This window comes from Pseudomonas sp. Z4-20 (assembly GCF_051131955.1).
Classification (GTDB): Bacteria; Pseudomonadota; Gammaproteobacteria; order Pseudomonadales; family Pseudomonadaceae; genus Aquipseudomonas; species Aquipseudomonas marvdashtae.
Map to the genome: position 1 here is coordinate 4,713,874 of NZ_CP071641.1, position 25,763 is coordinate 4,739,636.

Below are 25,763 nucleotides of genomic sequence, written 5' to 3' on the forward strand. Positions count from 1 at the left end.
CAACGACACAGGACCGGATATCGCTCAAGAACCGGCGCCTGAAGCCTGTCCGCTACGGATTTGGTTGCACGAACGGATGTCTCGGCCATAAGTCGAATTGCCTGCCCGGCGCTTAAATGAGTTCATGGGACTCTTGAGGCCAGGCTGCATGCATCCGCAGTGTTGCGAAGAATTGCGAAGATTCGGACATGGCGATCCTGGCCATGGATACCTGGGGCGCAACTGACCTGCCCCGCTTCCTGGCCGCTATGCCGACAATTTGGTGCTGCAGATTTTGGAGACGCGTTAAATGGCGCATAACGAAGCAGTCGATGTAGTTCTGGTAGGGGCCGGCATCATGAGTGCCACCCTGGCCGTGCTGCTCAAGGAGCTCGACCCCGCGATTTCGCTGGAAGTCGTCGAGCTGATGGACTCGGGTGCCGCGGAGAGTTCCAATCCCTGGAACAACGCCGGTACCGGCCACGCCGGGCTGTGTGAGCTCAATTACACGCCCCAGGCCGCCGATGGCAGTGTCGACATCAAGAAAGCCGTGCACATCAACACCCAGTTTGAAGTGTCGAAGCAGTTCTGGACGTACTTGACCAGGAAAGGCACGTTCGGCTCCTCGAAATCCTTCATTGCCCCGGTGCCGCACCTGAGCTTCGTGCAGGGCGAAAAAGGCGTTGAGTTCCTGAAGAAGCGCTTCGAGCTGATGAGCCAGCATCACGCCTTCGCCGACATGGAATACACCGAAGACCGCGACCAGATGGCCGAGTGGATGCCGCTGATGATGCCAGGCCGCCCGGCTGACGAAGTCATCGCCGCCACACGCGTCATGAACGGCACCGACGTCAACTTCGGCGCCCTGACCAATCAGTTGCTCCAGCACCTGGGTAGCGCACCGGACACCCAGATCAAATACTGCAAGCGCGTTACCGGCCTCAAGCGCAACGGCAGCGGTTGGACCGTCAGCATCAAGGACGTCAACAGCGGCAACACCCGGGAAGTGGACGCCAAGTTCGTGTTCCTCGGCGCCGGTGGGGCGGCATTGCCGCTGCTGCAAGCCTCGGGCATTGAAGAAAGCAAGGGCTTCGGCGGCTTCCCGGTCAGCGGCCAGTGGCTGCGTTGCGACAATCCGGAAGTGGTCAAGCACCACCAGGCCAAGGTCTACAGCCAAGCCGCGGTAGGCTCGCCGCCGATGTCGGTGCCGCACCTGGACACCCGCGTGGTCGACGGCAAGAAATCCCTGCTGTTCGGGCCATACGCCGGTTTCACCACCAAGTTCCTCAAGCACGGCTCGATCATGGACCTGCCATTGTCGGTACGCGCCGGCAACATCGGCCCGATGCTGGCCGTGGCCCGGGACAATATGGACCTGACCAAGTACCTGATCAGCGAAGTGATGCAGTCGATGGAGCAACGCCTGGAATCCCTGCGTCGCTTCTACCCCGAGGCGAAAGCCGAAGACTGGCGCCTGGAAGTGGCCGGCCAGCGGGTACAGATCATCAAGAAAGACCCGAAGAAAGGCGGCGTCTTGCAATTCGGTACCGAACTGGTCGCGGCCAAGGACGGCAGCCTCGCCGCCCTGCTCGGCGCCTCGCCAGGCGCTTCGGTCACCGTTTCGATCATGCTGGAACTGATCGAGCGCTGCTTCCCGGACAAAGCCAAGGGTGAGTGGGCGGCCAAGCTCGCGGAGATCTTCCCGGCCCGGGAAAAAGTGCTGGAAACCGATGCGGCGCTGTATCGCAAGGTCAGCGCGCAAAACAACGTTGCGCTGGAACTGGTTGAAGAAAGTAGCGAGACCCAAAGCTACGCTTGATTCGACTGGATAAAAAAACGCCCCGTTCTCCTTGAGAGCGGGGCGTTTTTTTTAGACGCTTTCGTGGCGAGGGAGCTTGCTCCCGCTGGCCTGCGAAGCAGGCCCTGAATCAATCAGCCACGCGCCTTCTTGATCAACTCGATGTATTCCTCGGCATTACGCTGGTCCTGGGTCAACGCAACGAAATCATTACCGTGCTCATCCTTGCCGTTGAGGTCGTGACCGGCCTCGACGAAGAACGTCAGGAAGCGCTCGAAGTCGTCGACACGCAGCCCACGGTAGGCCTTGATCAGTTTGTGCAGCGACGGCGAAGTGGCATCGACCGGCTCGAAATTGAGGAACAGCTTGATCTGTTCGTCGCCAATCTCGTCACCAATCACTTGTTTCTTGTCTTTACGCATTGCCGGCTCCAGCTCGCACAGTTCACGGGGCGGGCAGTTTACCCCCGGCGGGCCTCGCGGCTCAACGCAGGCGTGCGGCGCCGGTGTGCAGGTCCGCCCAGATATGGCCGTTGGCGTAGCTGAGAAACTGCACGTACACCGTGTCGTTGCGCAACAGATCGATCACCACCCGGTACTGGGCCTGTGGATAAGACAGCGTCAGGGTCTTGCTCGCCTCGTCGTAGACCGGTTTCTTCAGGCTTTTGCTTTCACCGTCGAAATTGAGGATCACCTGGCTGATGGTGGCCCCCTTGTTCAACGGCTTGCCCTTGAGGCGCACCATCAACGGCGACGTGACCGGGATCGGCTGCTGGTTGGACGGCCGCTGGTTGCCCAGCACCACCGAGTAATCGGTGACTTGCAGCAACTGCTGCTGTTCAGGCTGTTCCTGGCGCGCCACCAGATCATCGGGAGGCAGGAACTGGCTGTGCATCGGCGCGGCAATGGCCAGCAACGGCAAGCTGGTTAGCAGCAGCAAGGTGGCGCAGCGGCGGATCGATACACGCATGACAGGCTCCGGAGTCTTGGGCGGGCACTCTAGCATGCGCACGGACGGTAAAAATAAGCGACCCGGATCAATACATCCGGGCAGCGGGCGCGGCATACTCGATGTGCCATCAGTCCCGGCGCCGAACCGATGCCGTTGTGGCGAGGGAGCTTGCTCCCGCTGGGTTGCGCAGCAGCCCCAAAAAGCCTGACGCGATTCCCCAGACGGAACGCGTCAACCGGTTTTACGACGGCTGCGCCGCCGAGCGGGAGCAAGCTCCCTCGCCACGGGGCCAGTGCCACCCCCCTTGCGAGGAGTATTCATGTCTTTCTCCGCCCCTCCGTTATTCTCCGCCTGGCGCCAAGCCTGGCGTGCCGGCTACACGCTGGAACGCTTGCGCGGCGATCTGGTGGCCGGGCTTACGGTCGGCATCATCGCCATCCCCCTGGCCATGGCCCTGGCAATCGCCGTTGGCGTGCCACCGCAGCATGGCCTGTACACGGTGCTGGTGGCCGCCCCCTTGATTGCGCTGACCGGCGGCTCGCGCTTCAACGTGAGCGGGCCAACGGCGGCATTCGTCGTCATCCTGCTGCCTATCACTCAGCAATACGGGCTGGGCGGCCTGCTGTTGTGCACCATGCTTGCCGGCCTGATCCTGATCGCCCTGGGCCTGGTGCGCGCGGGGCGATTGATCCAGTACATTCCTTATCCAGTGATCCTCGGTTTCACCGCAGGCATCGGCGTGGTCATCGCGACCCTGCAACTGAAGGATTTGCTCGGCCTGAGCACCGCAGGCCACGCCAAACACTACATCGAGCAATTGGGCGAGTTGATCGTGGCGCTGCCCGGTGCCCGTCTTGGCGATGGGGTCATCGGCGTCGTGTGCCTGGCGGTGCTGATTGCCTGGCCGCGCTGGGTGCCACGGGTTCCCGGGCATTTAGTGGCGTTGCTGGTCGGCACACTGTTGGGCCTGGCGATGGAGCGCGCGGGATGGCCGATCGCGACGCTGGGCGAACGCTTCAGTTATATCGTCGATGGCGTCGCCTACCCCGGCATCCCGCCATTCTTACCGAGCTTCGACTGGCCCTGGAATCTGCCGGATGGCCAAGGCCGGCCGTTGATCCTGTCCTATGACCTGCTCCGCCAATTGCTGGCGCCCGCCTTCGCCATCGCCATGCTCGGCGCCATCGAATCGCTGTTGTGCGCCGTGGTGGCGGATGGCATGACCGGCAGCAAACACGATCCCAACGCCGAACTGATAGGCCAGGGCCTGGGCAATCTCGTCGCCCCGCTGTTCGGCGGCATTACCGCCACCGCCGCCATTGCCCGCAGCGCCACCAACGTGCGCAGCGGCGCGTCGTCACCGCTGGCGGCGATCATTCACAGCCTGGTGGTGCTGGTGGCGATTGTGCTGTTGGCGCCGCTGTTCAGTTATTTGCCCATGGCTGCATTGGCGGCGCTGCTGGTGATAGTCGCGTGGAACATGAGCGAGGCCGGGCATGTGCTGCATACGCTGCGCATCGCTCCGCGCAGCGACGTACTGGTGCTGCTGACCTGCCTGAGCCTGACTGTGCTGTTCGACATGGTGCTGGCCGTCGCTGTCGGCCTGTTGCTGGCCGCCGGGCTGTTCATCAAGCGCATGAGCGAACTGACCGACAGCGCCGAGTTGCCACGCCATGCCCACCAGGCCCTGCTGAACCTGCCCGAACACGTTCGTTGCTACGCCATTCGCGGGCCGCTGTTTTTTGGCGCGGCGGAAAAGGCCTTGGACGTATTGCGCCGGTTCGACCCCGGCGTTCGGGTGGTGATCGTGGACATGAGCGCCGTGCCGATGCTGGACATGACTGCCCTGGTCGCGCTGGAAAATATCCTGCGCGATTATCGCAAGCAGGGCATCGGCCTGATCCTGGTGGGGACAGCGCCACGGGTGCGCCTGAAGCTGCGCCGCGCGGGGCTTCATCGCGAACAGCGTCAATTGGTGTATGTACAGAGCCTGGAGCAGGCGCGGGTCAAGAGCGAGAAATGGCTCGCCGCCTAGTCGAACTGGGCGCGCATCCAGGCTTGGTACTGCGCCACGCCCGCTTCGCCTTCGCGCGGCGCCCAGTGGGCCAGTTCGCCGTCGCCGACGGGCCGGTAAGGGCCGGCCTTGCATTCGAACATCAGGCTGTCCGCTTCGAGCACCACCAGGCCGTGATACACGCCTGCCGGCAGGTCGACACCGAGGCAATCGCCGCCGGCCTGGAGGATTCGCTTGTCGATTACCGTCCCGGCTTGGTCAAAAATCAACACACCGAGCCGGCCCTTGAGCACCAGCAGGGTTTCCGCCTTGTCGGCGCTCAAGTGGCGATGCGGCGGGATGTAGGTCGACGGTTGCAAGCCAACCGCCAGGCGATGGCATGGCTCATCCATCTCATGGAAGTTATGGTGCTGTCGCCCGCGAGGACTGGCCGCGGCTTTCCCGGCCAGCTCATCGAACAAGGCTTGATCCAGGAAGGCCGGCGCAGTCATTGGATTTACATCCCTTTGACGGCGAAAATACCGTTGGCGTTGCGCCAGTAGCCTTTGTAGTCCATGCCGTAGCCGAAGATGTAGCGATCGATGCACGGCAAGCCGACGAAATCGGCCTTCAGGTCGGGACGGGCCTTGCGGTCGTGGTCCTTGTCGATCAGCACAGCAGTGTGCACCGCGCGAGCGCCGGCGTGTCTGCAGAAATCGATGATCGCGCCCAAGGTATGCCCTTCGTCGAGGATGTCATCGATGATCAGCACGTCGCGGTCGATGAACGAGACTTCCGGCTTGGCTTTCCAGAACAGATCGCCGCCGCTGGTTTCGTTGCGATAACGGGTGGCGTGCAGGTAGGACGCTTCCAATGGGAAATTCAGGTAGGTCAGCAGCTTGCCGGAGAAAATCAGCCCGCCGTTCATGACACAGAACACCACCGGATTGCTCTCGGCCAACTGATCGTTGATTTGCGCACCGACACGGGCGATGGCCGCTTCGACTTCAGCTTCGGTGTACAGGCAGTCAGCCTCTCGCATGACTTGACGGATATGCTCGAGATCAGCGGACATGGCGCTCTCCAAGGGTGGCGTTTGCGGAAAAGCCGGCAAAGGTACGCATCCCGCCCGGCCAGATCAAGCGTTTGTGGACTAACGTTCTGTATTGTCTATAGGACAACACCCTCGGATAGATTAATCTAGGCCGGTTTTTTGCCCGCCGCCGGAGCCTTCCCCATGCCCATCCTCGAGATCCGCCACCCGCTGATCAGACATAAACTCGGCCTGATGCGCCGCGCTGACATCAGCACGAAGAACTTCCGCGAACTCGCCCAGGAAGTCGGTGCCCTGCTCACCTACGAAGCCACCAAGGACCTGCCGCTGGAATCCTACGAGATCGCCGGTTGGGCCGGCACGGTACAAGTGGAAAAAATAGCCGGGAAGAAAATCACCGTGGTACCGATCCTGCGCGCCGGCATCGGCATGCTCGAAGGCGTGCTCAGCCTGATCCCAGGCGCCAAGGTCAGCGCTGTCGGCGTGGCTCGCAATGAGCAGACCCTGCAGGCCCACACCTACCTGGAAAAACTGGTGCCCGAGATCGACGAGCGCCTGGCGATGATCATCGACCCGATGCTCGCCACGGGCAGCTCGATGGTCGCCACCATCGACCTGTTGAAGAAGGCCGGCTGCCGGGACATCCGCGCCATGGTGCTGGTCGCTGCGCCCGAAGGCATCAAGGCCGTCGAAGATGCCCACCCCGACGTGACCATCTACACCGCGTCCATCGATGAGAAACTCAACGAGCACGGCTACATCATCCCCGGCCTGGGCGACGCCGGCGACAAGATCTTCGGCACCAAGCAGAAGGACGCTTGAGCATGCAGGACGAATTCAACGATCCGCTCTGGCGCCAAGTGCTGTCCGGTGCGCAGATGCTCTTCGTCGCCTTTGGCGCGCTGGTGCTGATGCCGTTGATCACCGGCCTGGACCCGAACGTGGCGCTGTTCACCGCGGGCCTGGGGACGATCCTGTTCCAGATCGTCACCGGGCGCCAGGTGCCGGTGTTCCTGGCGTCGAGTTTTGCCTTTATCACGCCGATCATCCTCGCCAAGGGCCAATTTGGCCTGGCGGCGACCATGGGCGGCGTCATGGCGGCGGGTTTCGTCTATACGTTCCTGGGCCTGGCGGTGAAGATCAAGGGCACCGGGTTCATTGATCGGCTGCTGCCGCCGGTAGTCATCGGCCCGGTGATCATTTCCATCGGCCTGGCAATGGCGCCGATCGCCGCCAACATGGCGATGGGCAAGGCCGGCGACGGTTCCGAGCTGATTCCTTATCAAACCGCGATGCTGATTTCGATGCCGGCGTTGCTCACCACCCTGATCGTGGCAGTGTTCGGCAAAGGTATTTTCCGCCTGGTGCCGATCATCTCCGGCGTACTGGTGGGCTTTGCCATGGCGTTTTATTTCGGCGTGGTGGACACCGCGAAAATCGCCGCCGCGCCCTGGTTCGCCGTGCCGGCCTTCACCGCGCCGGAGTTCAACTGGCAAGCCATCCTGTTCATCGTGCCGGTAGCCCTCGCGCCGGCCATCGAGCACATCGGCGGAGTAATTGCCGTGGGCAGCGTGACCGGTCGCGATTACTTGAAGAAGCCCGGGCTGCATCGCACGCTGTTTGGCGACGGCATCGCCACCACCGCCGCCGGCCTGTTCGGCGGCCCGCCCAACACCACCTATGCCGAAGTCACTGGCGCGGTGATGCTGACCAAGAACTACAACCCGAAGATCATGACCTGGGCGTCTATTTTCGCCATCAGCCTGGCGTTCATCGGCAAGTTCGGTGCGCTGCTGCAAAGCATCCCGGTGCCGGTGATGGGCGGCATCTTGTGCCTGCTGTTCGGCTCGATCGCGGCGGTGGGCATGAACACCCTGATCCGTCATAAGATCGACCTGGGCGAAGCCCGCAACCTGGTGATCGTTTCGGTGACGCTGGTGTTCGGCATTGGCGGCGTGCTGGTGGGCACCGGCACGGGCCCGGACGATTTCGGCCTGAAGGGCATCGCGTTGTGCGCCGTGGTGGCGATTGCGCTGAACTTGATCTTGCCGGGCAATGATGGTTGGAAGCAGAAGAAGGCGGATGAGCCGCTGCTGTAAATCAACCAGTACCTAATGTGGCGAGGGAGCTTGCTCCCTCGCCACAGGTTTGTATTACAGCGCGATCGGCGCTCGCTCGCACAAGGTGCTCAACGCCTGCGCCCACTGCGGATCGTCATTGAGGCACGGCACCAGCACCAACTCCTCCCCTCCCGCTTCGCGGAACTGCTCGCGCCCACGGTCGCCGATTTCTTCCAGGGTTTCGATGCAATCGGCGACGAACGCCGGGCACATCACCAGGATTTTCTTCACGCCACTCTTGGCCAGCTCGTCCAGGCGCGCTTCGGTATAGGGTTCGATCCACTTGGCGCGGCCCAGTCGCGATTGGAACGACACCGACCATTTGCCATCGGCCAATCCCATGCGCTGGGCGAACAGCTCGGCGGTGCGAATGCACTGGGCGCGGTAACACGTCGCCATGACTTGCGGCGGCGCATTCTTGCAGCAATCGGCGTCCTTGAAACAATGAAAACCCGTGGGGTCGAGTTTGGTCAGGTGCCGTTCCGGCAGGCCGTGGAAGCTCAGCAACAAGTGATCGTAATCCTGCATCAGGTACGGCTTGGCGCTGGCAACCAGCGCATCGAGGTATTCCGGTTGATCATAAAAAGGCTGGAGAATCGAAAACTCGACATCGAGCTTCTTCTCAGCCACGACCCGCTTGGCTTCTTCGATGACCGTCGTGACGGTGCTGTCGGCAAACTGTGGATACAACGGCGCCAGCGTGATGCGCTTGTGGCCCTGGCTCGCCAGGCGCACCAGGGTTGATTCAATGGACGGCTCGCCGTAACGCATCGCCAGTTCTACCGGACCCTGCGTCCATTGGGCGGTCATGGCCTGTTGCAAGCGGCGACTGAGCACCACCAGCGGCGAGCCCTCTTCCCACCAGATCGACGCATAAGCGTGGGCCGACTGCTCGGGGCGCTTGATCAGGATCAGCGACACCAACAACCGTCGCACCGGCCATGGCAGGTCGATGACGTACGGGTCCATCAGGAATTGGTTGAGATAGCGGCGCACATCGGCCACCGAGGTGGAGGCCGGCGAACCCAGATTCACCAGAAGCAACGCGTGATCGGTCATGCAACGTCCTATTTCAAAGGCGACCCGACAAATCTTCCAGGGCCGCAGGCAAATCAGTGAACCGGAATGAAAACCCCGCCGCCTGCAATCGGGCCGGCGTGGCGCGCTGGCCGCCCAGCAACAGCAATGACAACTCACCCAGCGCAATTTTCAGCGCCAGCTCCGGCATCGGCACCACGGCCGGCCGATGCAACACGTGCCCCAGGGCCTTGGCAAAATCTCGGTTGCGCACCGGGTTCGGCGCGCACGCATTATAAGGACCGCTGGCGTCACTGCGGTGCAGAAGAAAATCAATCAAAGCGATTTGATCGTCGATATGAACCCACGGCATCCACTGCCGCCCATTGCCGATACGCCCGCCCAGCGCCAGTTTGAACGGCAGCAACAGCCGCGACAAAAAGCCGCCCTCGGCGGACAGGACCAGACCCGTGCGAATCAGCACCACGCGTATGCCCATGGCCTCGGCTCGCTGTGCGGTCTCTTCCCAGGCGATGCACAGCTGGCTGGCGAAATCCTCGCTGACCGGCCCCGACTCCTCCGTCAATTCTCGCTCGCCACCGTCGCCGTACCAGCCCACGGCGGAACCGGAGATCAACACCTGCGGCTTTTGCTCACAACGCTCCAGCCAAGCGAGCAAAACCTCAGTCAACGTGACGCGGCTGCTCCACAGCAACATCTTGCGCTTGTGCGTCCAAGGCCGGTCGCCGATGGGCGCGCCAGCCAGGTTGACCACCGCATCGACCGGCTCGCCAATCTCGTCGAGCTTGGCAATGCCTTGCACCTGCGCCCCGCAGATTTCTGCCACTTGTTCGGGTCGACGACTCCATACTGTCAAGCGGTGTCCCTGCTCCAGCCAGTGCCGGCAGAGCTGACGTCCGATCAAACCAGTACCGCCGGTCAGCAATATGTGCATGAGGTGTTCCTCGCATCGCGTTTTACCCGGCCCATTAGTCTATTTTTATAAGTAGGCATTTTTCATATCGGACAGGGTCTGTGTTTAAACAATAGGACAACCTGCCAAAACGCGAACGGTAAAACTTATACCAAAAACCAAAATTGTACAGGATTAAACGACGGCGTAGTCTGTACAGAAAGGTAAACGAGGCGCTCATGACTGTACCTATCGCAATCATCGGCACCGGCATCGCCGGTTTATCAGCCGCCCAGGCCCTGACGGAGGCTGGGCATGTCATCCAACTCTTCGATAAAAGCCACGGCAGCGGCGGACGCATGTCGAGCAAACGCAGCGACGCCGGCGCCCTGGACATGGGCGCGCAATACTTCACCGCCCGCGACCGACGCTTCGTCACGGAAGTGCAGCGCTGGCAAGCCAACGGCTGGGCGGCTGAATGGAATCCGCAGCTCTATCACTTCCAGGACGGGCAGATGAGCCCCTCGCCCGACGAGCAGACCCGCTGGGTTGGCACCCCGCGCATGAGTGCGATTACCCGCGCCCTGCTTGGCGACCTGCAGGTGCAGTTTTCCTGCCGCATCACGGAAGTGTTTCGCGGCCAGGAACATTGGCATTTGCAGGACGCGGAAGGTTTCACCCACGGTCCCTTCGGCCAAGTCGTGATTGCTACGCCTGCGCCCCAGGCCACGGCATTGCTCGCGGCCGTGCCGAAGTTGGCCGGCGTTGCCGCCGGGGTAAAGATGGACCCCACCTGGGCCGTGGCGCTGGCCTTCGAAACACCGTTGGATACGCCCATGGAAGGCTGCTTCGTACAGGACAGTCCCCTCGACTGGCTGGCGCGCAACCGCAGCAAGCCGGGGCGCGACACCCGGCTCGATACCTGGGTGCTGCACGCCACCAGCGACTGGAGTCGCCAGCACATCGACATGTCCAAGGAAGCCGTCATCGAACACCTGCACGGCGCCTTCGCCGAACTGCTGCACAGCGCGATGCCTGCACCGAGCTTCAGCGTGGCTCACCGATGGCTGTACGCTCGCCCTGCCGGCAGCCATGAATGGGGAGCGCTGGCCGATGCCGACCTGGGCTTGTACGTATGCGGCGATTGGTGCTTGTCCGGCCGGGTCGAAGGGGCTTGGCTCAGTGGCCAGGATGCCGCCCGTCGTTTGCACGCCAGCCTTCAGTAAATCGTGTCACCTGCGTTGTTCGCTGCTGTCGAGTCAGACAGCAGCCCCTCTGCGAACGCATCCACCGCGCCTCACTACGTATTTCCCGGTTGACATGCACGCATTCGGACCTATGATGAAAATATTGTACATAAATTGCAACATGTACAAGATTTACTCATCAGAGGTAGCCCATGCCCAGCGAAACGATCGCCAAACCCAGAATCGCCGTCAGCGCCTGCCTGATGGGGGCAGAAGTTCGCTTCAATGGCGGGCACAAGCAATCGCTGTTGTGCAGCCGCACGCTCATCGAATACTTCGATTTCGTCCCGGTGTGCCCTGAAGTTGCCATTGGCCTGGGCATCCCTCGCGAGCCGATCCGGCTGGTGGGCGACCCTGAACACCCCAACGCTTTGGGAACAGTGAATCGCGACCTCGACGTGACGCGGCCGTTGGCCGAGTACGGGCAGCAAATGGCCGGCGAACTGGACGATGTATGCGGTTATATCTTCATGCAGAAATCCCCTTCTTGCGGGCTGGAACGGGTCAAGGTTTATGGTCACAACGGCGCTCCCCAGGACGGTGGCGGTCGCGGTATTTATGCCCAGGCCTTTTGCGAGCGCCATCCTGACCTGCCGGTGGAGGAAGACGGCCGCCTCAACGATCCGGTCCTGAGGGAAAACTTCCTGACGCGGGTATTCGCCTATGCCGCCTGGCAATCACTTCGCCAACGCGGCCTCACCCGACGCGACCTGACGCAATTCCACTCGCGCTACAAATACTTGCTGATGGCGCACAACCCGGTTCAGTACAAGGCCCTTGGCTACCTGTTGGGCAACATGGGCAAGACCGACCCCAACGAGTTGGGCCCACGTTATTTCAGCGCGCTGATGGCGGCCCTGAAGAAATGCGCCACCCGTCGCACCCATGCCAATGTCCTCCAGCACCTGAGCGGCTACCTCAAGCGCGTCATCAATGCGCAGGACAAGCAGGAGGTCCAAGAGCTCATTGGTCAGTATCGGCTCGGCATCGTGCCATTGGTGGTACCGCTGACCTTACTCAAGCACCACTTGCGCCGACATCCCGACGCCTATCTCGCGCAGCAGGTCTACCTTCAACCCCACCCGGAAAACCTCAGCTTGCGAAACGCCATTTGATGAACAGCAAACCCGACTCCAGCGCCAGCGAAGACCTCGGCGCCGACTTTGCCAAGGCGCTGGCGCAGGGCTGGCTTCCCATACGGGAAGTCGCCCGGCAAACCGGCGTCAACGCCGTCACGCTGCGGGCGTGGGAGCGCCGTTATGGCTTGGTCGTGCCGCACCGCACGCCCAAGGGCCACCGGTTGTTCAGCCCCGAGCACGTGCAACGCATCCAGAGCATCCTCACCTGGATCAATCGTGGCGTGGCGGTGAGTAAGATCAAGCCGTTGCTCGACACACCACAGCCGCCCGGCGAACCCTTGGAAGACGATTGGCAGCGCCAGCGCCATGCGCTTGTGTTGGCGGTAAGCCAACTGGCCGAGCGCCAGATCGATGACCTGGTCAACCAGGCCATGGCCCTGTACCCGCCGTGGACCGTATGCGAGCAGCTGCTGTTGCCTTTGCTGGTCGAATTGCAAATGCGTTGGCAGGGCCAGTTCGGCGCGCAAATGGAGCAGGTATTCTTTTATACCTGGTTGCGCAGCAAATTCGGCAGCCGGATCTACCACAACAACCGCCAGCTGCATGGGGCGCCGTTGCTGCTGGTCAATCACTCGCAATCGCAGGAGCCTCACTTGTGGCTCATCGCCTGGCTCGCCAGCAGTGCCGATTGTCCGGTGGAAATATTCGATGGGCCTCTGCCTGCGGGCGAGTTGGCCTTGGCCGCCGAGCGTATGAAGGCTCGCGCCGTGCTGTTGTATTCCAGCAACGCCATGAACCTTTCCCAACTGCCCAAGCTGCTGAGCGCCATAGACTGCCCAATCGTCATTGCCGGCCCGGCGGTATCGATCCATCACGCAAAGTTATCCACAGGCGTCTCGATGATGAACGTCAGTTGGGCCGAAGACCCGCTCGCAGCTCACCGCGAACTGAGCCGCAGAGCACTTCTCCAATGAGCAAGCCAATGCAACTGATCTGGCTGCGCAGCGATTTGCGCCTGCACGACAATACCGCCCTGGCAGCTGCTGCGGCCCGCGGCTCATGTGTCGCGGTGTATTTGCCCAGCCCCGGGCAATGGCGTGCCCACGATGACGCGCCGTGCAAAATCGACTTCTGGCTGCGCAACCTCGCATCGTTGAACACGGCCCTGGGCCTGTTGAACATACCGCTGCTGATCCGTCATGCGTCGCATTGGAACCACGCGCCGCAGGTACTGGCCACCCTGTGTCGGGAGTTGAACATCAGCGCCGTGCACGTCAACGAAGAGTATGGCCTGAACGAAACCCGACGCGATGCCGAAGTGGCTCAGGCACTGAATGATCAAGGCGTTGAGTTTCATAGCCATCTCGACCAACTGCTGTTCAAGCCCGGCAGCGTTCTGACCAAGTCTGGCAGCTACTTCCAGGTGTTCAGCCAGTTCCGCAAGGTCTGTTACAGCCGCCTGCATTTCTCTGTGCCTGGTCTCGTCCCTGCACCCACGACGCAGGCGCCCGTCCCGATTGCCAGTGACCCGGTGCCGACCCGGGTCGAAGGGTTCGCCCCGCCCAGCGAAGCACTGCGCGCGCTCTGGCCTGCCGGTGAAGCTGAAGCCCGCCGGCGTCTTGACACTTTTGCCGAACAGCATCTGGACTATTACCAAAGTGAGCGGGATTTCCCGGCCAGGCCAGGCACGAGCCAGCTTTCGGCTTATCTGGTGGCTGGAGTCATTTCCCCCCGCCAATGCCTGCACGCCGCGCTGCGAGCCAATCAGGGCGAGTTCGAAAGCGGTAGCGCCGGGGCGGTGACATGGATCAACGAATTGCTCTGGCGCGAATTCTATAAACACGTATTGGTGGGATATCCACGCGTCTCACGACACCGCGCCTTCCGCCCGGAGACCGAAGCGCTGGCCTGGCGCAACGCCCCCGATGAACTGGCGGCTTGGCAACAGGCGCGCACCGGCCTGCCGATCATTGATGCGGCCATGCGCCAGCTGCTCGAAACCGGCTGGATGCATAACCGTCTGCGAATGGTAGTTGCCATGTTCCTGACCAAGAACTTGCTGATCGACTGGCGCGAGGGCGAGCGTTTTTTCATGCAACACCTGATCGATGGCGACCTGGCCGCCAACAATGGCGGATGGCAGTGGAGCGCCTCCACCGGGACGGACTCGGCGCCTTGGTTTCGCATCTTCAATCCGTTGAGCCAATCGGAAAAATTCGATCGAGAAGGATTATTCATCAGACGCTGGTTACCGCAATTGAACGATCTGGATACGCAGCGGGTCCACAATCCCAATGCCCAGCAAGAATTGTTTGGGGTAACGGATTACCCGGCGCCGATCGTCAAACTGCCTCAGTCTCGGGCACGAGCATTGGAGGCCTTCAAGCGACTTGCGCCACGTCAGCAAGGATGAAACCGAACGAATGGGCGCTTACCGAACATGAAATTGCTGAAGATTGGGTGCAAATCCACGATGGCCCGATATAGTCCTATTAGTATCAGGGTCTTTACCATGCAGGCGGCGTGCTAGAGCGCTGTCGCAATTGGAATGGGGGAAGAAAATGGGGCGGAGGTATTGGCTGACCGGTGCAGGAAACGGCTTGGGCGAATCGCTGGCCGAGGCGCTGCTTGAAACCGGCGCCAGGTTGGCCATCAGTGCGCTCCAATCCTACCAAGCCCTTTCCCAGCGTTATCCAGGACAGGTGCTGGCGGTGCCCGGCAATCTGACCGACAGCCAGACTGTCCGGGAAGTCTGCCAGCAGATTACCCAGCAGTGGGGCGCGTTGGACACCGTCATCATCAATGCCGGTACCGCTGAATATGTTGCTGAACAGTTGGTTGACCACACGGTTATCGAACACATCGTGCGCAGCAACGTGTTGGCGACCAGCCTGTGCATCGACGCGGCCTTGCCGTTGCTGCGCGCCGGAACAACGCCCCATCTGGTGGGCATTACCAGCCCGCTCACTCATTTACCTCCGTCGCACATCGAGGCCGGTGGCAACGGGATACGCTATCTGTTCGAGACGGCTCGCGCCGACCTGGCGGGTGACGGTATCGATGTGACATTGGTGCACCCCGCCTTCGACATCCCGTCGCCAAATCTCGATGATTGTTTCGTCGCCCCGGTTCATTGGTCAGCCGAAACAGCAGCGAACCACATATTGACGCGACTGGGCGACCATCCTCAAGAACTGGCCTTCCCAGCCGCCGCCATGACGAATCTCTGGCCACTGCCTTCATCGACCGAGGCAGGCCAGACAGGCACCGCTTCAGGCAGGGCGAGAAACGGGTCCCCGATCAAGGGCCAACCTTGAGCCGTCCGGTTGCCTTACACTGCGCACCATGAAAACCATTCCCCTTGTTGAGCTTCCCGCGCCGGTCGTTACCTGTTCGACATGCGCAGCCTGCTGCTGCCAGCTTGAAGTGCTGCTGATCACCGATACTGGCGTTCCGGAGCGTTTTATCGATACCGACGATTGGGGTGGGGAAGTCATGCTGAGGCTTGACGATGGCTGGTGCGCGGCTCTGGATCGCGACAGCATGATGTGCACGATCTACGAAAAGCGCCCGCTGATCTGCCGGGAGTTCGAAATGGGTGCGCCGGAATGCATCGAAGAGCGCTTGGGGATTGCGACGGCGTATCGCTAGGTGTCCATTGTGGGAGCGAGACTGCTCGCTCCCACTATTTCGAGTGTTACAGCGGCATCGTGTAGTGCAGCGCGTAGCTTTCCACACCGTCATTGGTCGACTTGATGCCGGCGTTGGAGTAGTGAGTGGCGCGGATGCCAACTTCATGTCCACCGTTGAAGCGCAGGCCAAAACCGATTCGGTCCTCGAACTGGAACGCCGTGCCGAGTTTGTTGGATTCCACCTCGGTGTTTTCAAACAACGCAACACCCACACCCGCCTCGATGTAGGGTTTGACGTTCTGGCCAGCGAACTCATACACAAGGACAGGCGAGAACGACAAACTGTGATTGCTGGAGGTCTCATCACCCTCCCAGTAAGTGTAGGCCCCGCTCCAATACCCCGTCAGGCGACCGACATCGCTCTGCAGCCAGCTTTTGTCCCAGTCGAACTGCATGCCCAGGCGATAGGTCATGGTCGAGTCGCCGGTCTGGCCAACTCCAAACTCCACGCCCGCTGCCTGTGCGGTGTAAGTGTGCCCCAGCAATGCAGCCGCAATCGCGGCAAAGCAGAATAAGCGCTTCATTAGAAACATCCTTTTCCGACAGACTTAGTTAGTTTTTTCTTACAAACAGACACAGCTATAGAAATCCGCGATAAACCAGAAGTTCAGCACGATTTACACAATTTTCACGATTTCTTTACAGACCGAAGCTTCGCACAATGTCAGACGAATTCCATAGCATCGGTAGGATTTTTCTTAAATGTATCGGATCAGCGCTGGTCCAGAACTGGGTTTCGCTGGCGGGCCCGTCTGCCGATAGCGCTCGTTCAGCCAAGAGCCGCTGAAGTTGACGAGCCACTGCGGCGCCGGTATCGATCAGAATGACAGACTCGGGAACCATCTGTCTGAGCAGCGGCTTGAGGAAGGGATAGTGCGTACAGCCCAGGATCAATGTGTCGCAGCCGGCCGCCAACAGCGGCGTGACGTAGCCTAGCAGCAGTTGGTGCAAGGCCGGACTGTGCAAGTCGCCCGCCTCGATCAGTTCCACCAGCCCCGGGCAGGGCTGCGTGATCACGCGCACGTCCGAGGCGAACCGGTCCAGTAGCGCGGCGAATTTGGCGCTCTGCAAGGTGCCTGTCGTCGCCAGCACACCGACGATGCCGCTTCGCGTGGCGGCGGCAGCCGGCTTGACCGCCGGCTCCATGCCGACGATGGGCCAGTTGGGATAATCGCGCCGCAGCTCAGCCACCCCGGCGACGGTTGCGGTGTTGCACGCCACTACAAGCGCCTTGGCCCCCTCACGCCGAAGAAAATCGGCAATGATCGTGCATCGCTGTCGGATAAATTCCGGGCTTTTTTCCCCGTAGGGAATATGCCCGCAGTCGGCAACGTACAGCAGGGACTCATTGGGCAGCAGCCGACGGATTTCTCCCAGCACCGACAGCCCGCCGACGCCCGAATCGAACACACCGACCGGCGCTTCACTCATGTCGGCTACCGCAGACACTGCAACCCGGATCGCGCTTGACTCGCAATTCCCGGAAGCGCGTGCCCAGCGCATCGATCAGCAGCAAGCGCCCCACCAGCGGCTCGCCGAACCCCGCCAACAGTTTCAAGGCTTCGAGCGCCTGCAGACTGCCCACCAGCCCCACCAGCGGGCCAAGCACACCGGCTTCGCTGCAGGTCAGTTCGGCTTCGCTGCCGTGCCCATAGAGGCAGTGATAACAAGGACTTTCGGGACGACGCGGGTCGAATACCGACAGCTGCCCCTCCAGACGAATCGCCGCGCCGCTGACCAGTGGCTTGCCTGCGGCGACACAGGCTGCGTTCACCGCTTCGCGGGTGGAAAAATTGTCAGAACAGTCCAGCACCACATCCACTGCCGACACTGCACTTTCCAGGGAATCTTCATCCATTGCCGCCGGATGCGGAACCAGTCGAACCTCAGGATTGATGGCCGTCAGGCGTCGCAGCGCCGAATCGACCTTGGTCAGGCCGACGCTATCGGTGTCATGGATGATCTGCCGTTGGAGATTGGTCAGGTCGACCGTGTCGAAATCCGCCAGGTGCAACTCGCCGACGCCTGCGGCGGCCAGGTACAACGCGACCGGCGCGCCCAGGCCACCCAGGCCGATGATCAGTACGCGGCCCTGCTTGAGGCGCAGTTGCCCGTCGATGTCGATGTGCTGCAACAGGATCTGGCGACTGTAGCGCAGCAGCTCTTGATCATTCAGCACGGCAGGCGTCCCAGGCTGATGCGCTCGTGATTGCCCAGGTCCTTGCGGCTATGGACTTCGACAAATCCCTGGTCCTGCAGCAGCCCACGCACCGCGTCGGCTTGATCGTAACCGTGCTCGAGCATCAACCAGCCATCCGCTACGAGATGCTGGGGGGCCTGGGCAATGATTGAGCGCAAGTCGTCAAGGCCGTCCGGCCCCGCCACCAGCGCACTGGCCGGCTCGAAACGCACGTCGCCTTCGGCCAGGTGCGGATCGCTGGCGGCGATGTACGGCGGATTGCTGATGATCAGTTCGAAACGTTCGCCGTCCAGTGCACTGAACCAGTGACTGCTCAGTACCGTGACATTGCGCAAGCCCAGGCGCTGGCGATTGCGTTCGGCCAGGGCCACGGCTTCCAGCACGCGATCAACCGCCGTGACCTGCCAGGTCGGACGCTCGCTGGCCAGTGCCAGGGCAATCGCGCCGCTGCCGGTGCCCAGGTCCAGCACCCGGGCTGGTGTCGCGGGCAACAAGGCCAACGCGGTTTCCACCAGCAGTTCAGTGTCGGGACGGGGGATCAGCGTATGGGGCGCCACTTCCAGGTCGAGCTTCCAGAAGCCCTGTTGCCCGAGGATGTAGGCCACCGGCTCGCCGGAACGACGGCGCCGCAAGTATTCGGAAAACAGCAGCGCCGCCTCGCTCGGCACGATTCGCTCGGGCCAGGTGTGCAGGAAGCTGCGGGACTTGCCCAGCGCAGCGGCCAGCAGCAACTCGGCGTCCAGGCGTGACGTGGGCGAGTCCGGTAATTCGGCGGCGCGTAGCAAACTGGCGATGATGGTCATTTATTCACCTGTGCTTACTCGCCAATCGCGGCCAGTTGGTCGGCCTGGTATTCAGCGAGCAGAGGCTCGATGACGGCGTCGACACCACCGGCAAGAATTTCGTCGAGGGAGTACAGGGTCAGGTTGACGCGGTGGTCAGTGACCCGGCCCTGGGCAAAGTTGTAAGTGCGGATCCGCTCGGAGCGGTCGCCCGAGCCCACCAGCAGCTTGCGCTCGCTGGCGATGGCGTTGGCGGCGGCGCTGGTCTGCTGATCGTTGAGCTTGGCCGACAACCAGGCCATGGCTCGTGCGCGGTTCTTGTGCTGGGAACGTTCTTCCTGGCACTCGACCACGATGCCCGAGGGTAAGTGGGTGATGCGGATCGCCGAATCGGTCTTGTTGACGTGCTGGCCGCCCGCCCCGGAAGAACGGTAAGTATCGACCCGCAGGTCCGCCGGGTTGATCTCGATGGCCTCCTGTTCGTCCGGCTCGGGCAATACCGCCACGGTGCAGGCCGACGTATGGATGCGGCCCTGGGATTCGGTGGCCGGCACACGTTGCACGCGGTGGGCGCCGGACTCGAACTTCAGCTTGCCGTAGACGTTGTCGCCTTCGACCCGGGCGATAACTTCTTTATAGCCGCCATGTTCGCCTTCGTTCTCCGACAGGATCTCCACCCGCCAGCCACGGCGTTCGGCGTAGCGCGAATACATGCGAAACAGGTCGCCGGAAAAAATCGCCGCCTCGTCGCCGCCGGTACCGGCGCGGATCTCGAGAAACACGTTACGCCCGTCGTTCGGATCCTTGGGCAGCAGCATGCGTTGCAGGTCGCTTTCCAGCTCGACCAACCGGTCCTTGGCTTCGCGCACTTCCTCGACCGCCATTTCACGCATGTCCGGGTCGCTGTCCTTGAGCAGCGCCTGGGCGCCCTCAAGGTCGCCTTGCACCTTCAACAACTGTTTATAGGTCGCGACAATCGGCTCGACCTCCGCGTACTCCTTGGAATAGGTGCGGAATTTGTTCTGGTCGGAAATGACTTCGCCATCGCCCAGCAAGGCGGTCAGTTCCTCGAAACGGTCCTGGAGAATGTCCAGCTTATTGAGCAGTGACGCTTTCATTGCGGTTTTTTATCCGAAAAGCTATCCGGTGAAGCTTCACCGAGAGCGAAAAGTTCCTGGGCCATGGCCAACGCATCGAGGCGGCCTTCGGCGGTCAGCTTCTTGAGCTGGACACTGGGCGCGTGGAGCAATTTGTTGGTCAGGCCGCGCGCCAGCTGCACCAGCACCTCTTCGGCGCTGCCGCCATTGGCAAGCAGGCGCTGGGCTTTTTGCAATTCTTCGTCGCGCAGGCGTTCGCCTTGCTGACGATACGCCTTGAGCACGTCCACCGCCGCCAGTTCGCGCAGGCGCACCATGAAATCGTCGGCGCCGACGGTGATCATTTCCTCCGCCGCCTGCGCCGCGCCTTGCCGGCTCTTCAGGTTTTCGGCGACGACTTCATGCAAATCGTCGACGCTGTAGAGATAAACGTCGTCCAGTTCGCCTACTTCGGGCTCGATGTCACGGGGAACCGCAATGTCGACCATGAAGATCGGCTTGTGTTTGCGCAGCTTCAAGGCGCTTTCCACCGCGCCCTTGCCCAGGATCGGCAATTGGCTGGCGGTGGAGCTGATGACAATGTCGCTGTGCACCAGCTCAGCCGGAATATCCGACAGCAGCACGGCGTGTGCACCGAACTGCTCGGCCAAGGTACTGGCGCGCTCCAAGGTACGGTTGGCGACCACGATACGCTTCACGCCCAGCTCATGGAGATGGCGGGCGACCAGGGTGATGGTCTCGCCGGCACCAATCAGCAGCGCCTGGCTGCGTTGCAAGTCACTGAAAATCTGCTTCGCCAGGCTGACGGCGGCAAACGCCACGGACACCGGGTTTTCGCCGATAGCAGTGTCGGTGCGTACTTGCTTGGCGGCGTTGAAGGTGGCCTGGAACAGGCGCCCCAGCAGCGGACCGACGGTGCCGGCCTCGCGGGCCACGGCGTAGGCCGACTTCATCTGGCCGAGAATCTGCGGCTCGCCCAGCACCAGCGAATCGAGCCCGGAGGCGACGCGCATCATGTGACGAACGGCCGCATCATCTTCGTGCACATAAGCACTGGCACGCAGCTCTTCGAGGCTCAAATCATGGTATTCGGCCAGCCAGCGCAACGCTGAATCGGCCGAAACGTGATCCTGCTCTATATAAAGCTCGCTGCGATTGCAGGTGGAAAGGATCGCAGCTTCGCGACTGTCGGTGAGTCGGCAGAGTTGCTGCAGGGCCTCCACCAGCTGCTCAGGCGTAAAGGCCACGCGCTCGCGGACGTCTACTGAAGCAGTCTTGTGGTTGATACCAAGTGCAAGGAAGGCCATTCAAGGTCGCTGATGGTGACGTGAAGCCGGCAATTGTCCTACTTCGCCAGATTCAGAACAACCACCACCGGCTATTGTCACAATTACCTGTGCCTATAAAGCATCCGCCGAGACTCGGTTATGTTTGACCGATGGCTTGTGTCATGATGATCCGACCGCAGGTAAGTCGTCCTCTTCCTATATGAATAGATTTTTCGCGTTGCTCCTCGCTTTTGCCTTCCTCAGCGGCTGCCAGTCCATGGCCCCCGTATCGACGGAGGGTACGCCACCGGTCGAAGGCAGCACCCCGCCCCCCGAAAAGCCAAAGGTCTACGGCTCGTTCAGCGAAGAAACCGTCTTCAGCCTGCTGAGCGCCGAGCTGGCAGGCCAACGCAATCGATTCGATATTGCGCTGGACAACTACGTGACCCAGGCGATCAACACCCAGGATCCAGGCATCTCCGAGCGGGCCTTTCGCATTGCCGAATACCTGGGCGCCGACCAGCCGGCGCTGGATACCGCGTTGATCTGGGCCAAGAACGCCCCGGATGATCTCGAAGCGCAACGCGCCGCCGCCGTGCAACTGGCGCGTGCCGGGCGTTATGACGACTCTATGATGTATATGGAAAAAGTCTTGCTGGGCAAGGGTGACACCCATTTCGACTTCCTTGCGTTGTCTGCAGCCGATACCGACCAGGAGACCCGCAACGGCCTCATGAAGAGTTTCGATCGCTTACTGCAGCGCCATCCGAACAACGGCCAGCTGATTTTCGGCAAAGCGCTGCTGCTGCAACAGGACGGCGACACCCAAGGCGCCCTCACCCTGCTGGAAAACAATCCGCCGGAAGCGGGCGAAGTGGCCCCCATCCTGTTGCGCGCGCGCCTTCTGCAAGGCCTGAACCGTGGCGACGAAGCCTTGCCGCTGCTTGAAAAAAGCATCAAGAAATACCCGGACGACAAGCGCCTGCGCCTCACCTACGCGCGCATGCTGGTGGAAAACAACCGCATGGACGATGCCAAGGTCGAGTTTTCCAGCCTGGTGCAGCAGTACCCCGAAGATGACGACCTGCGCTATTCCCTGGCGCTGGTCTGCCTGGAAGCCAAGGCCTGGGAAGAAGCCAAGGGCTATCTGGAAGACTTGATCGCCCGGGAAAGCCATGTCGATTCGGCCCATTTGAACCTGGGTCGCATCGCCGAAGAACGCAACGATCCCGAGAGCGCACTGATCGAGTATGCGCTGGTCGGCCCAGGCAACGATTATTTGCCAGCGCAATTGCGCCAGGCCGACATCCTGATAAGCAATGGCAAGACGGCCGAAGCCCAGAGTCGCCTGGCCGTCCAGCGCGACACGCAGCCGGACTATGGCATCCAGCTTTACCTGATCGAGGCCGAGACCCTGGCGGCCAACAACCAGGGCGACAAAGCCTGGAGCGTGCTGCAGCAGGCGTTGAAGCAATACCCGGACGATCTGAACCTGCTGTACACCCGTGCCATGCTGGCGGAAAAACGCAATGACCTGGGCCAGATGGAAAAGGATTTGCGCCTGATCATCCAGCGGGACCCCGACAACGCCATGGCCCTCAACGCGCTCGGCTACACGTTGTCGGATCGCACCACCCGCTACGCCGAAGCCAAGGTATTGATCGAACAGGCCCACCAGATCAATCCGGAAGACCCGGCTGTGCTCGATAGCCTCGGCTGGGTGAATTACCGCCTGGGCAATCTCGACGAAGCCGAGCGTCTGTTGCGCCAGGCCCTGGAGCGCTTCCCCGACCAGGAAGTCGCCGCTCACCTGGGTGAAGTCCTGTGGGCCAACGGCAAACAACGCGAAGCCCGGCAGATCTGGAGCAGATTCCTCAAGGAACAGCCCGACAGCCAGATCTTGCGCAGCACCATCAAACGCCTGACCGGATCAGAGACTCTTTAAGATTATGTTCTTGCGCCATTTCATTGTTTTCAGCTTCATCGCCCTGCTCGCCGGTTGCGCGGGCTTCGGCGCCCGTGAATCCGTCCAGGGCCAAGGCAACCAGGCCCAGTGGCGCGTACACAAAGAACAACTGAGCGGCCTCGACGGCTGGCAGATCGACGGCAAGATCGGCATCCGCGCGCCAAAAGACTCGGGCAGCGGCACTTTGTTCTGGCTGCAGCGCCAGGATTACTACGACATTCGCCTCTCCGGCCCGCTGGGTCGTGGCGCGGCACGCTTGACCGGCCGGCCCGGCCAGGTTTCGCTGGAAGTCGCCAACCAGGGCCGCTACGAGGCGCCCAGCCCGGAAGCGCTGCTGGAGGAACAGCTGGGCTGGAAACTGCCGGTTTCGCACCTGACCTGGTGGGTTCGCGGGCTTCCCGCACCGGACAGCAAAAGTCGCCTGACCCTCGACGCCGACAGCCGGCTGTCCAACCTGGAACAGGATGACTGGCAGATCGAGTACCTCAGCTATGCCCAGCAGAACGGCTATTGGTTGCCCGAGCGCATCAAGCTGCACGGCAGCAACCTCGACGTCACGCTGGTCATCAAGCAATGGCAGCCGCGCAAGCTGGGGCAGTGACATGAGTGCAACACGCCTGACGCTGCCGTCCCCGGCAAAGCTCAACCTCATGCTGCACATTCTCGGCCGCCGCCCGGACGGCTATCACGAGTTGCAGACGATTTTTCAGTTCTTGGACTACGGCGACGAGATCACCTATGCCGTGCGCGATGACGGCGTGATCCACTTGCACACCGAACTCGACGGTGTGCCCCATGACCGCAACCTGATCGTCAAGGCTGCGAGAAAACTCCAGGAGCAGTCCGGCTCCTCGCTGGGTGTCGACATCTGGATTGAAAAAATCCTGCCCATGGGCGGCGGCATCGGTGGCGGCAGCTCGAACGCGGCCACCACGCTGCTGGGGCTCAACCACTTGTGGCAGCTGGGCTGGGACATGGATCGCCTGGCAGCCCTGGGCCTGACGCTGGGGGCCGACGTGCCGGTTTTCGTCCATGGCCACGCGGCTTTTGCCGAGGGCGTCGGGGAAAAACTCACTCCGGTAGAACCCGAAGAACCTTGGTACTTAGTGCTGGTGCCGCAAGTATCTGTAAGTACAGCAGAAATTTTTTCAGATCCGCTGTTGACACGTAACTCTCCGCCCATTAAAGTGCGCCCCGTTCCCAAGGGAAACAGTCGAAATGACTGCTTACCGGTGGTAGCAAGGCGTTATCCAGATGTTCGTAACGCATTGAATTTGTTAGGTAAATTTACCGAAGCAAAACTCACCGGAACTGGAAGTTGTGTGTTTGGGGGCTTCCCAAGCAAAGCTGAAGCTGATAAAGTCTCGGCCCTTCTGACAGAGACCCTTACGGGGTTTGTAGCAAAAGGAAGCAACGTTTCGATGTTGCATCGCAAGCTGCAAAGCCTGCTCTAAAAGGAATCGAGTGCTGGGCACTCGCAGCAACAGATACAGGGGCGTCGCCAAGCGGTAAGGCAGCAGGTTTTGATCCTGCCATGCGTTGGTTCGAATCCAGCCGCCCCTGCCATTTTCCTATACTCATCCAGGTATACCCTCAGCCTTCAGGTACTGCGCGTGTCCAAGATGATGGTCTTTACGGGGAACGCCAACCCCGATCTGGCTCGGCGTGTAGTACGTCAGCTGCATATCCCTCTCGGTGACATTTCTGTCGGTAAGTTCTCCGACGGCGAAATCACTGCCGAGATCAATGAAAACGTTCGCGGTAAAGACGTCTTCATTATTCAGCCGACTTGCGCTCCGACCAACGATAACCTGATGGAACTCGTCGTGATGGCTGATGCCTTCCGCCGCTCCTCGGCTACTCGTATTACTGCTGTTATTCCTTACTTTGGTTATGCCCGCCAGGATCGCCGTCCGCGTTCCGCACGTGTGGCTATCAGCGCGAAAGTCGTGGCTGATATGCTGACCGTAGTCGGCATCGATCGTGTCCTCACGGTCGATCTGCATGCTGACCAGATCCAGGGCTTCTTCGATATTCCCGTGGATAACATCTACGGCTCCCCGGTACTGGTGGATGACATTGAAGATCAGCGCTTCGAAAACCTGATGATCGTGTCCCCGGATATCGGCGGCGTCGTGCGTGCACGGGCCGTTGCCAAATCCCTGGGTGTGGATCTGGGTATCATCGACAAACGCCGCGAGAAGGCCAATCACTCGGAAGTGATGCACATCATCGGCGACGTCGAAGGGCGTACCTGTATTCTGGTCGATGACATGGTCGATACCGCCGGCACCCTGTGCCACGCGGCCAAGGCCCTCAAAGAGCATGGCGCTGCAAAGGTCTTTGCCTACTGCACACACCCTGTGCTGTCGGGTCGAGCGATCGAAAATATTGAAAATTCCGTGCTGGACGAGCTGGTGGTGACCAACACCATCCCGCTGTCCGCTGCAGCACAAGCCTGTGCGCGTATCCGTCAACTGGATATCGCACCGGTAGTTGCCGAGGCGGTTCGCCGCATCAGCAACGAAGAATCGATCAGTGCGATGTTCCGTTAAGGGCCCTGCCCTTTCCAGGATATCTCGTTGACGAAAAGCGCCCCGCCCCAAC

At 61.1% G+C, this 25,763-nt stretch carries 26 protein-coding genes and 1 tRNA gene; 15 read left to right on the plus strand and 12 right to left on the minus strand.

From position 1 onward, the window contains the following. The first annotated feature begins 289 nt into the window (after positions 1-289). Positions 290-1,798 carry a malate dehydrogenase (quinone) gene (gene mqo / locus J3P82_RS21625; protein ID WP_434558606.1) on the plus strand — a complete coding sequence of 503 codons (1,509 nt, stop codon included), beginning with the start codon at positions 290-292 and terminating at the stop codon, positions 1,796-1,798. 113 nt (positions 1,799-1,911) lie between these two features. Here mqo and J3P82_RS21630 read toward each other — a convergent pair whose 3' ends face one another. Together J3P82_RS21630 and J3P82_RS21635 are read right to left on the minus strand one after the other, a co-directional pair. Next, positions 1,912-2,199, minus strand: a complete 288-nt coding sequence (locus J3P82_RS21630; protein ID WP_434558607.1) for a PA4642 family protein — start codon at positions 2,197-2,199, stop codon at positions 1,912-1,914. A 61-nt stretch (positions 2,200-2,260) separates the two neighbouring features. Further along, positions 2,261-2,746, minus strand: coding sequence for a hypothetical protein (locus J3P82_RS21635; RefSeq protein ID WP_434558608.1), 486 nt, complete (start codon positions 2,744-2,746; stop codon positions 2,261-2,263). A gap of 301 nt (positions 2,747-3,047) precedes the next feature. On the opposite strand from J3P82_RS21635, the gene dauA reads away from it, so the two are divergent. Further along, positions 3,048-4,763 carry a C4-dicarboxylic acid transporter DauA gene (gene dauA, locus J3P82_RS21640; RefSeq protein ID WP_434558609.1) on the plus strand — a complete coding sequence of 572 codons (1,716 nt, stop codon included), beginning with the start codon at positions 3,048-3,050 and terminating at the stop codon, positions 4,761-4,763. On the opposite strand, the gene J3P82_RS21645 is transcribed toward dauA, so the two are convergent. Both J3P82_RS21645 and J3P82_RS21650 read right to left on the minus strand, forming a co-directional pair. Next, positions 4,760-5,233 (minus strand): WbuC family cupin fold metalloprotein, encoded by a 474-nt coding sequence (locus J3P82_RS21645; protein ID WP_434558610.1) that lies wholly within the window; start codon positions 5,231-5,233, stop codon positions 4,760-4,762. The genes dauA and J3P82_RS21645 overlap by 4 nt on opposite strands. A 5-nt stretch (positions 5,234-5,238) precedes the next feature. Next, positions 5,239-5,796, minus strand: a complete 558-nt coding sequence (locus J3P82_RS21650; RefSeq protein ID WP_434558611.1) for a hypoxanthine-guanine phosphoribosyltransferase — start codon at positions 5,794-5,796, stop codon at positions 5,239-5,241. A gap of 162 nt (positions 5,797-5,958) precedes the next feature. Here J3P82_RS21650 and upp point away from each other — a divergent pair, with 162 nt between their 5' ends. Together upp and J3P82_RS21660 are read left to right on the plus strand one after the other, a co-directional pair. Beyond that, the gene (upp, locus tag J3P82_RS21655; RefSeq protein WP_186612399.1) at positions 5,959-6,597 is read left to right on the plus strand and encodes a uracil phosphoribosyltransferase; all 639 of its coding nucleotides are present in this window, start codon (positions 5,959-5,961) and stop codon (positions 6,595-6,597) included. Between the two features lie 2 nt (positions 6,598-6,599). After that, positions 6,600-7,874 carry a uracil-xanthine permease family protein gene (locus tag J3P82_RS21660; RefSeq protein ID WP_434558612.1) on the plus strand — a complete coding sequence of 425 codons (1,275 nt, stop codon included), beginning with the start codon at positions 6,600-6,602 and terminating at the stop codon, positions 7,872-7,874. A gap of 54 nt (positions 7,875-7,928) precedes the next feature. Here the strand turns inward: J3P82_RS21660 and hemH are convergent, their stop codons facing one another. Together hemH and J3P82_RS21670 are read right to left on the minus strand one after the other, a co-directional pair. Further along, positions 7,929-8,954, minus strand: a complete 1,026-nt coding sequence (gene hemH / locus J3P82_RS21665; RefSeq protein ID WP_434558613.1) for a ferrochelatase — start codon at positions 8,952-8,954, stop codon at positions 7,929-7,931. A 13-nt stretch (positions 8,955-8,967) separates the two neighbouring features. Continuing rightward, positions 8,968-9,867: a TIGR01777 family oxidoreductase gene (locus J3P82_RS21670; protein WP_434558614.1), complete on the minus strand. Its 900-nt coding sequence runs from the start codon at positions 9,865-9,867 to the stop codon at positions 8,968-8,970. Positions 9,868-10,064: 197 nt separating this feature from the next. On the opposite strand from J3P82_RS21670, the gene J3P82_RS21675 reads away from it, so the two are divergent. The 6 genes from J3P82_RS21675 (at position 10,065) to J3P82_RS21700 (ending at position 15,802) form a co-directional block, all read left to right on the plus strand. Next, positions 10,065-11,051 (plus strand): NAD(P)/FAD-dependent oxidoreductase, encoded by a 987-nt coding sequence (locus J3P82_RS21675; RefSeq protein ID WP_434558615.1) that lies wholly within the window; start codon positions 10,065-10,067, stop codon positions 11,049-11,051. A gap of 173 nt (positions 11,052-11,224) precedes the next feature. Further along, positions 11,225-12,187, plus strand: a complete 963-nt coding sequence (locus J3P82_RS21680; protein WP_434558616.1) for a YbgA family protein — start codon at positions 11,225-11,227, stop codon at positions 12,185-12,187. Next, entirely contained in the window at positions 12,187-13,125 is a 939-nt protein-coding gene (locus J3P82_RS21685; RefSeq protein WP_434558617.1) for a MerR family transcriptional regulator, read from the plus strand. Before J3P82_RS21680 ends, J3P82_RS21685 begins: the two co-directional genes overlap by 1 nt. A gap of 8 nt (positions 13,126-13,133) precedes the next feature. Beyond that, positions 13,134-14,564 carry a deoxyribodipyrimidine photo-lyase gene (gene phrB, locus J3P82_RS21690; protein ID WP_434558618.1) on the plus strand — a complete coding sequence of 477 codons (1,431 nt, stop codon included), beginning with the start codon at positions 13,134-13,136 and terminating at the stop codon, positions 14,562-14,564. A gap of 148 nt (positions 14,565-14,712) precedes the next feature. Further along, positions 14,713-15,468 (plus strand): SDR family NAD(P)-dependent oxidoreductase, encoded by a 756-nt coding sequence (locus tag J3P82_RS21695; RefSeq protein ID WP_434558619.1) that lies wholly within the window; start codon positions 14,713-14,715, stop codon positions 15,466-15,468. Between the two features lie 28 nt (positions 15,469-15,496). Beyond that, positions 15,497-15,802 carry a YkgJ family cysteine cluster protein gene (locus J3P82_RS21700; protein WP_186634544.1) on the plus strand — a complete coding sequence of 102 codons (306 nt, stop codon included), beginning with the start codon at positions 15,497-15,499 and terminating at the stop codon, positions 15,800-15,802. Between the two features lie 46 nt (positions 15,803-15,848). Here the strand turns inward: J3P82_RS21700 and J3P82_RS21705 are convergent, their stop codons facing one another. From J3P82_RS21705 to hemA, 6 genes are all read right to left on the minus strand, one after another. Next, a complete protein-coding gene (locus J3P82_RS21705; RefSeq protein WP_434558620.1) occupies positions 15,849-16,367 on the minus strand; it encodes an acyloxyacyl hydrolase in 519 nt (172 codons plus the stop codon). Between the two features lie 115 nt (positions 16,368-16,482). Beyond that, on the minus strand, positions 16,483-17,274 hold the full coding sequence (gene murI, locus J3P82_RS21710; RefSeq protein ID WP_434558621.1) for a glutamate racemase: 792 nt from the start codon (positions 17,272-17,274) through the stop codon (positions 16,483-16,485). Beyond that, positions 17,267-18,022 (minus strand): molybdopterin-synthase adenylyltransferase MoeB, encoded by a 756-nt coding sequence (locus J3P82_RS21715; RefSeq protein ID WP_434558622.1) that lies wholly within the window; start codon positions 18,020-18,022, stop codon positions 17,267-17,269. Before J3P82_RS21715 ends, murI begins: the two co-directional genes overlap by 8 nt. Further along, a complete protein-coding gene (gene prmC, locus J3P82_RS21720) occupies positions 18,016-18,846 on the minus strand; it encodes a peptide chain release factor N(5)-glutamine methyltransferase (protein ID WP_434558623.1) in 831 nt (276 codons plus the stop codon). The genes J3P82_RS21715 and prmC overlap by 7 nt, the downstream gene beginning before the upstream one ends. Before the next feature lie 14 nt (positions 18,847-18,860). Continuing rightward, the gene (prfA, locus tag J3P82_RS21725; protein ID WP_186612423.1) at positions 18,861-19,943 is read right to left on the minus strand and encodes a peptide chain release factor 1; all 1,083 of its coding nucleotides are present in this window, start codon (positions 19,941-19,943) and stop codon (positions 18,861-18,863) included. Continuing rightward, positions 19,940-21,229: a glutamyl-tRNA reductase gene (hemA, locus tag J3P82_RS21730; protein WP_434558624.1), complete on the minus strand. Its 1,290-nt coding sequence runs from the start codon at positions 21,227-21,229 to the stop codon at positions 19,940-19,942. The genes prfA and hemA overlap by 4 nt, the downstream gene beginning before the upstream one ends. 181 nt (positions 21,230-21,410) lie before the next feature. Between hemA and J3P82_RS21735 the strand changes: the two genes are divergently transcribed. The 5 genes from J3P82_RS21735 to J3P82_RS21755 all read left to right on the plus strand — a co-directional run bounded on the left by J3P82_RS21735 (position 21,411) and on the right by J3P82_RS21755 (position 25,711). Next, positions 21,411-23,135 (plus strand): tetratricopeptide repeat protein, encoded by a 1,725-nt coding sequence (locus J3P82_RS21735; RefSeq protein ID WP_434558625.1) that lies wholly within the window; start codon positions 21,411-21,413, stop codon positions 23,133-23,135. A gap of 4 nt (positions 23,136-23,139) precedes the next feature. Next, complete coding sequence (lolB, locus tag J3P82_RS21740) at positions 23,140-23,757, plus strand: lipoprotein insertase outer membrane protein LolB (RefSeq protein ID WP_434558626.1); 618 nt, start codon at positions 23,140-23,142, stop codon at positions 23,755-23,757. Between the two features lies 1 nt (position 23,758). Beyond that, positions 23,759-24,610 carry a 4-(cytidine 5'-diphospho)-2-C-methyl-D-erythritol kinase gene (gene ispE, locus J3P82_RS21745; RefSeq protein ID WP_434558627.1) on the plus strand — a complete coding sequence of 284 codons (852 nt, stop codon included), beginning with the start codon at positions 23,759-23,761 and terminating at the stop codon, positions 24,608-24,610. Between the two features lie 37 nt (positions 24,611-24,647). After that, a tRNA-Gln gene (locus tag J3P82_RS21750) sits at positions 24,648-24,722 on the plus strand. A 47-nt stretch (positions 24,723-24,769) separates the two neighbouring features. Then, on the plus strand, positions 24,770-25,711 hold the full coding sequence (locus tag J3P82_RS21755) for a ribose-phosphate pyrophosphokinase (protein WP_003171603.1): 942 nt from the start codon (positions 24,770-24,772) through the stop codon (positions 25,709-25,711). Positions 25,712-25,763 lie beyond the last annotated feature (52 nt).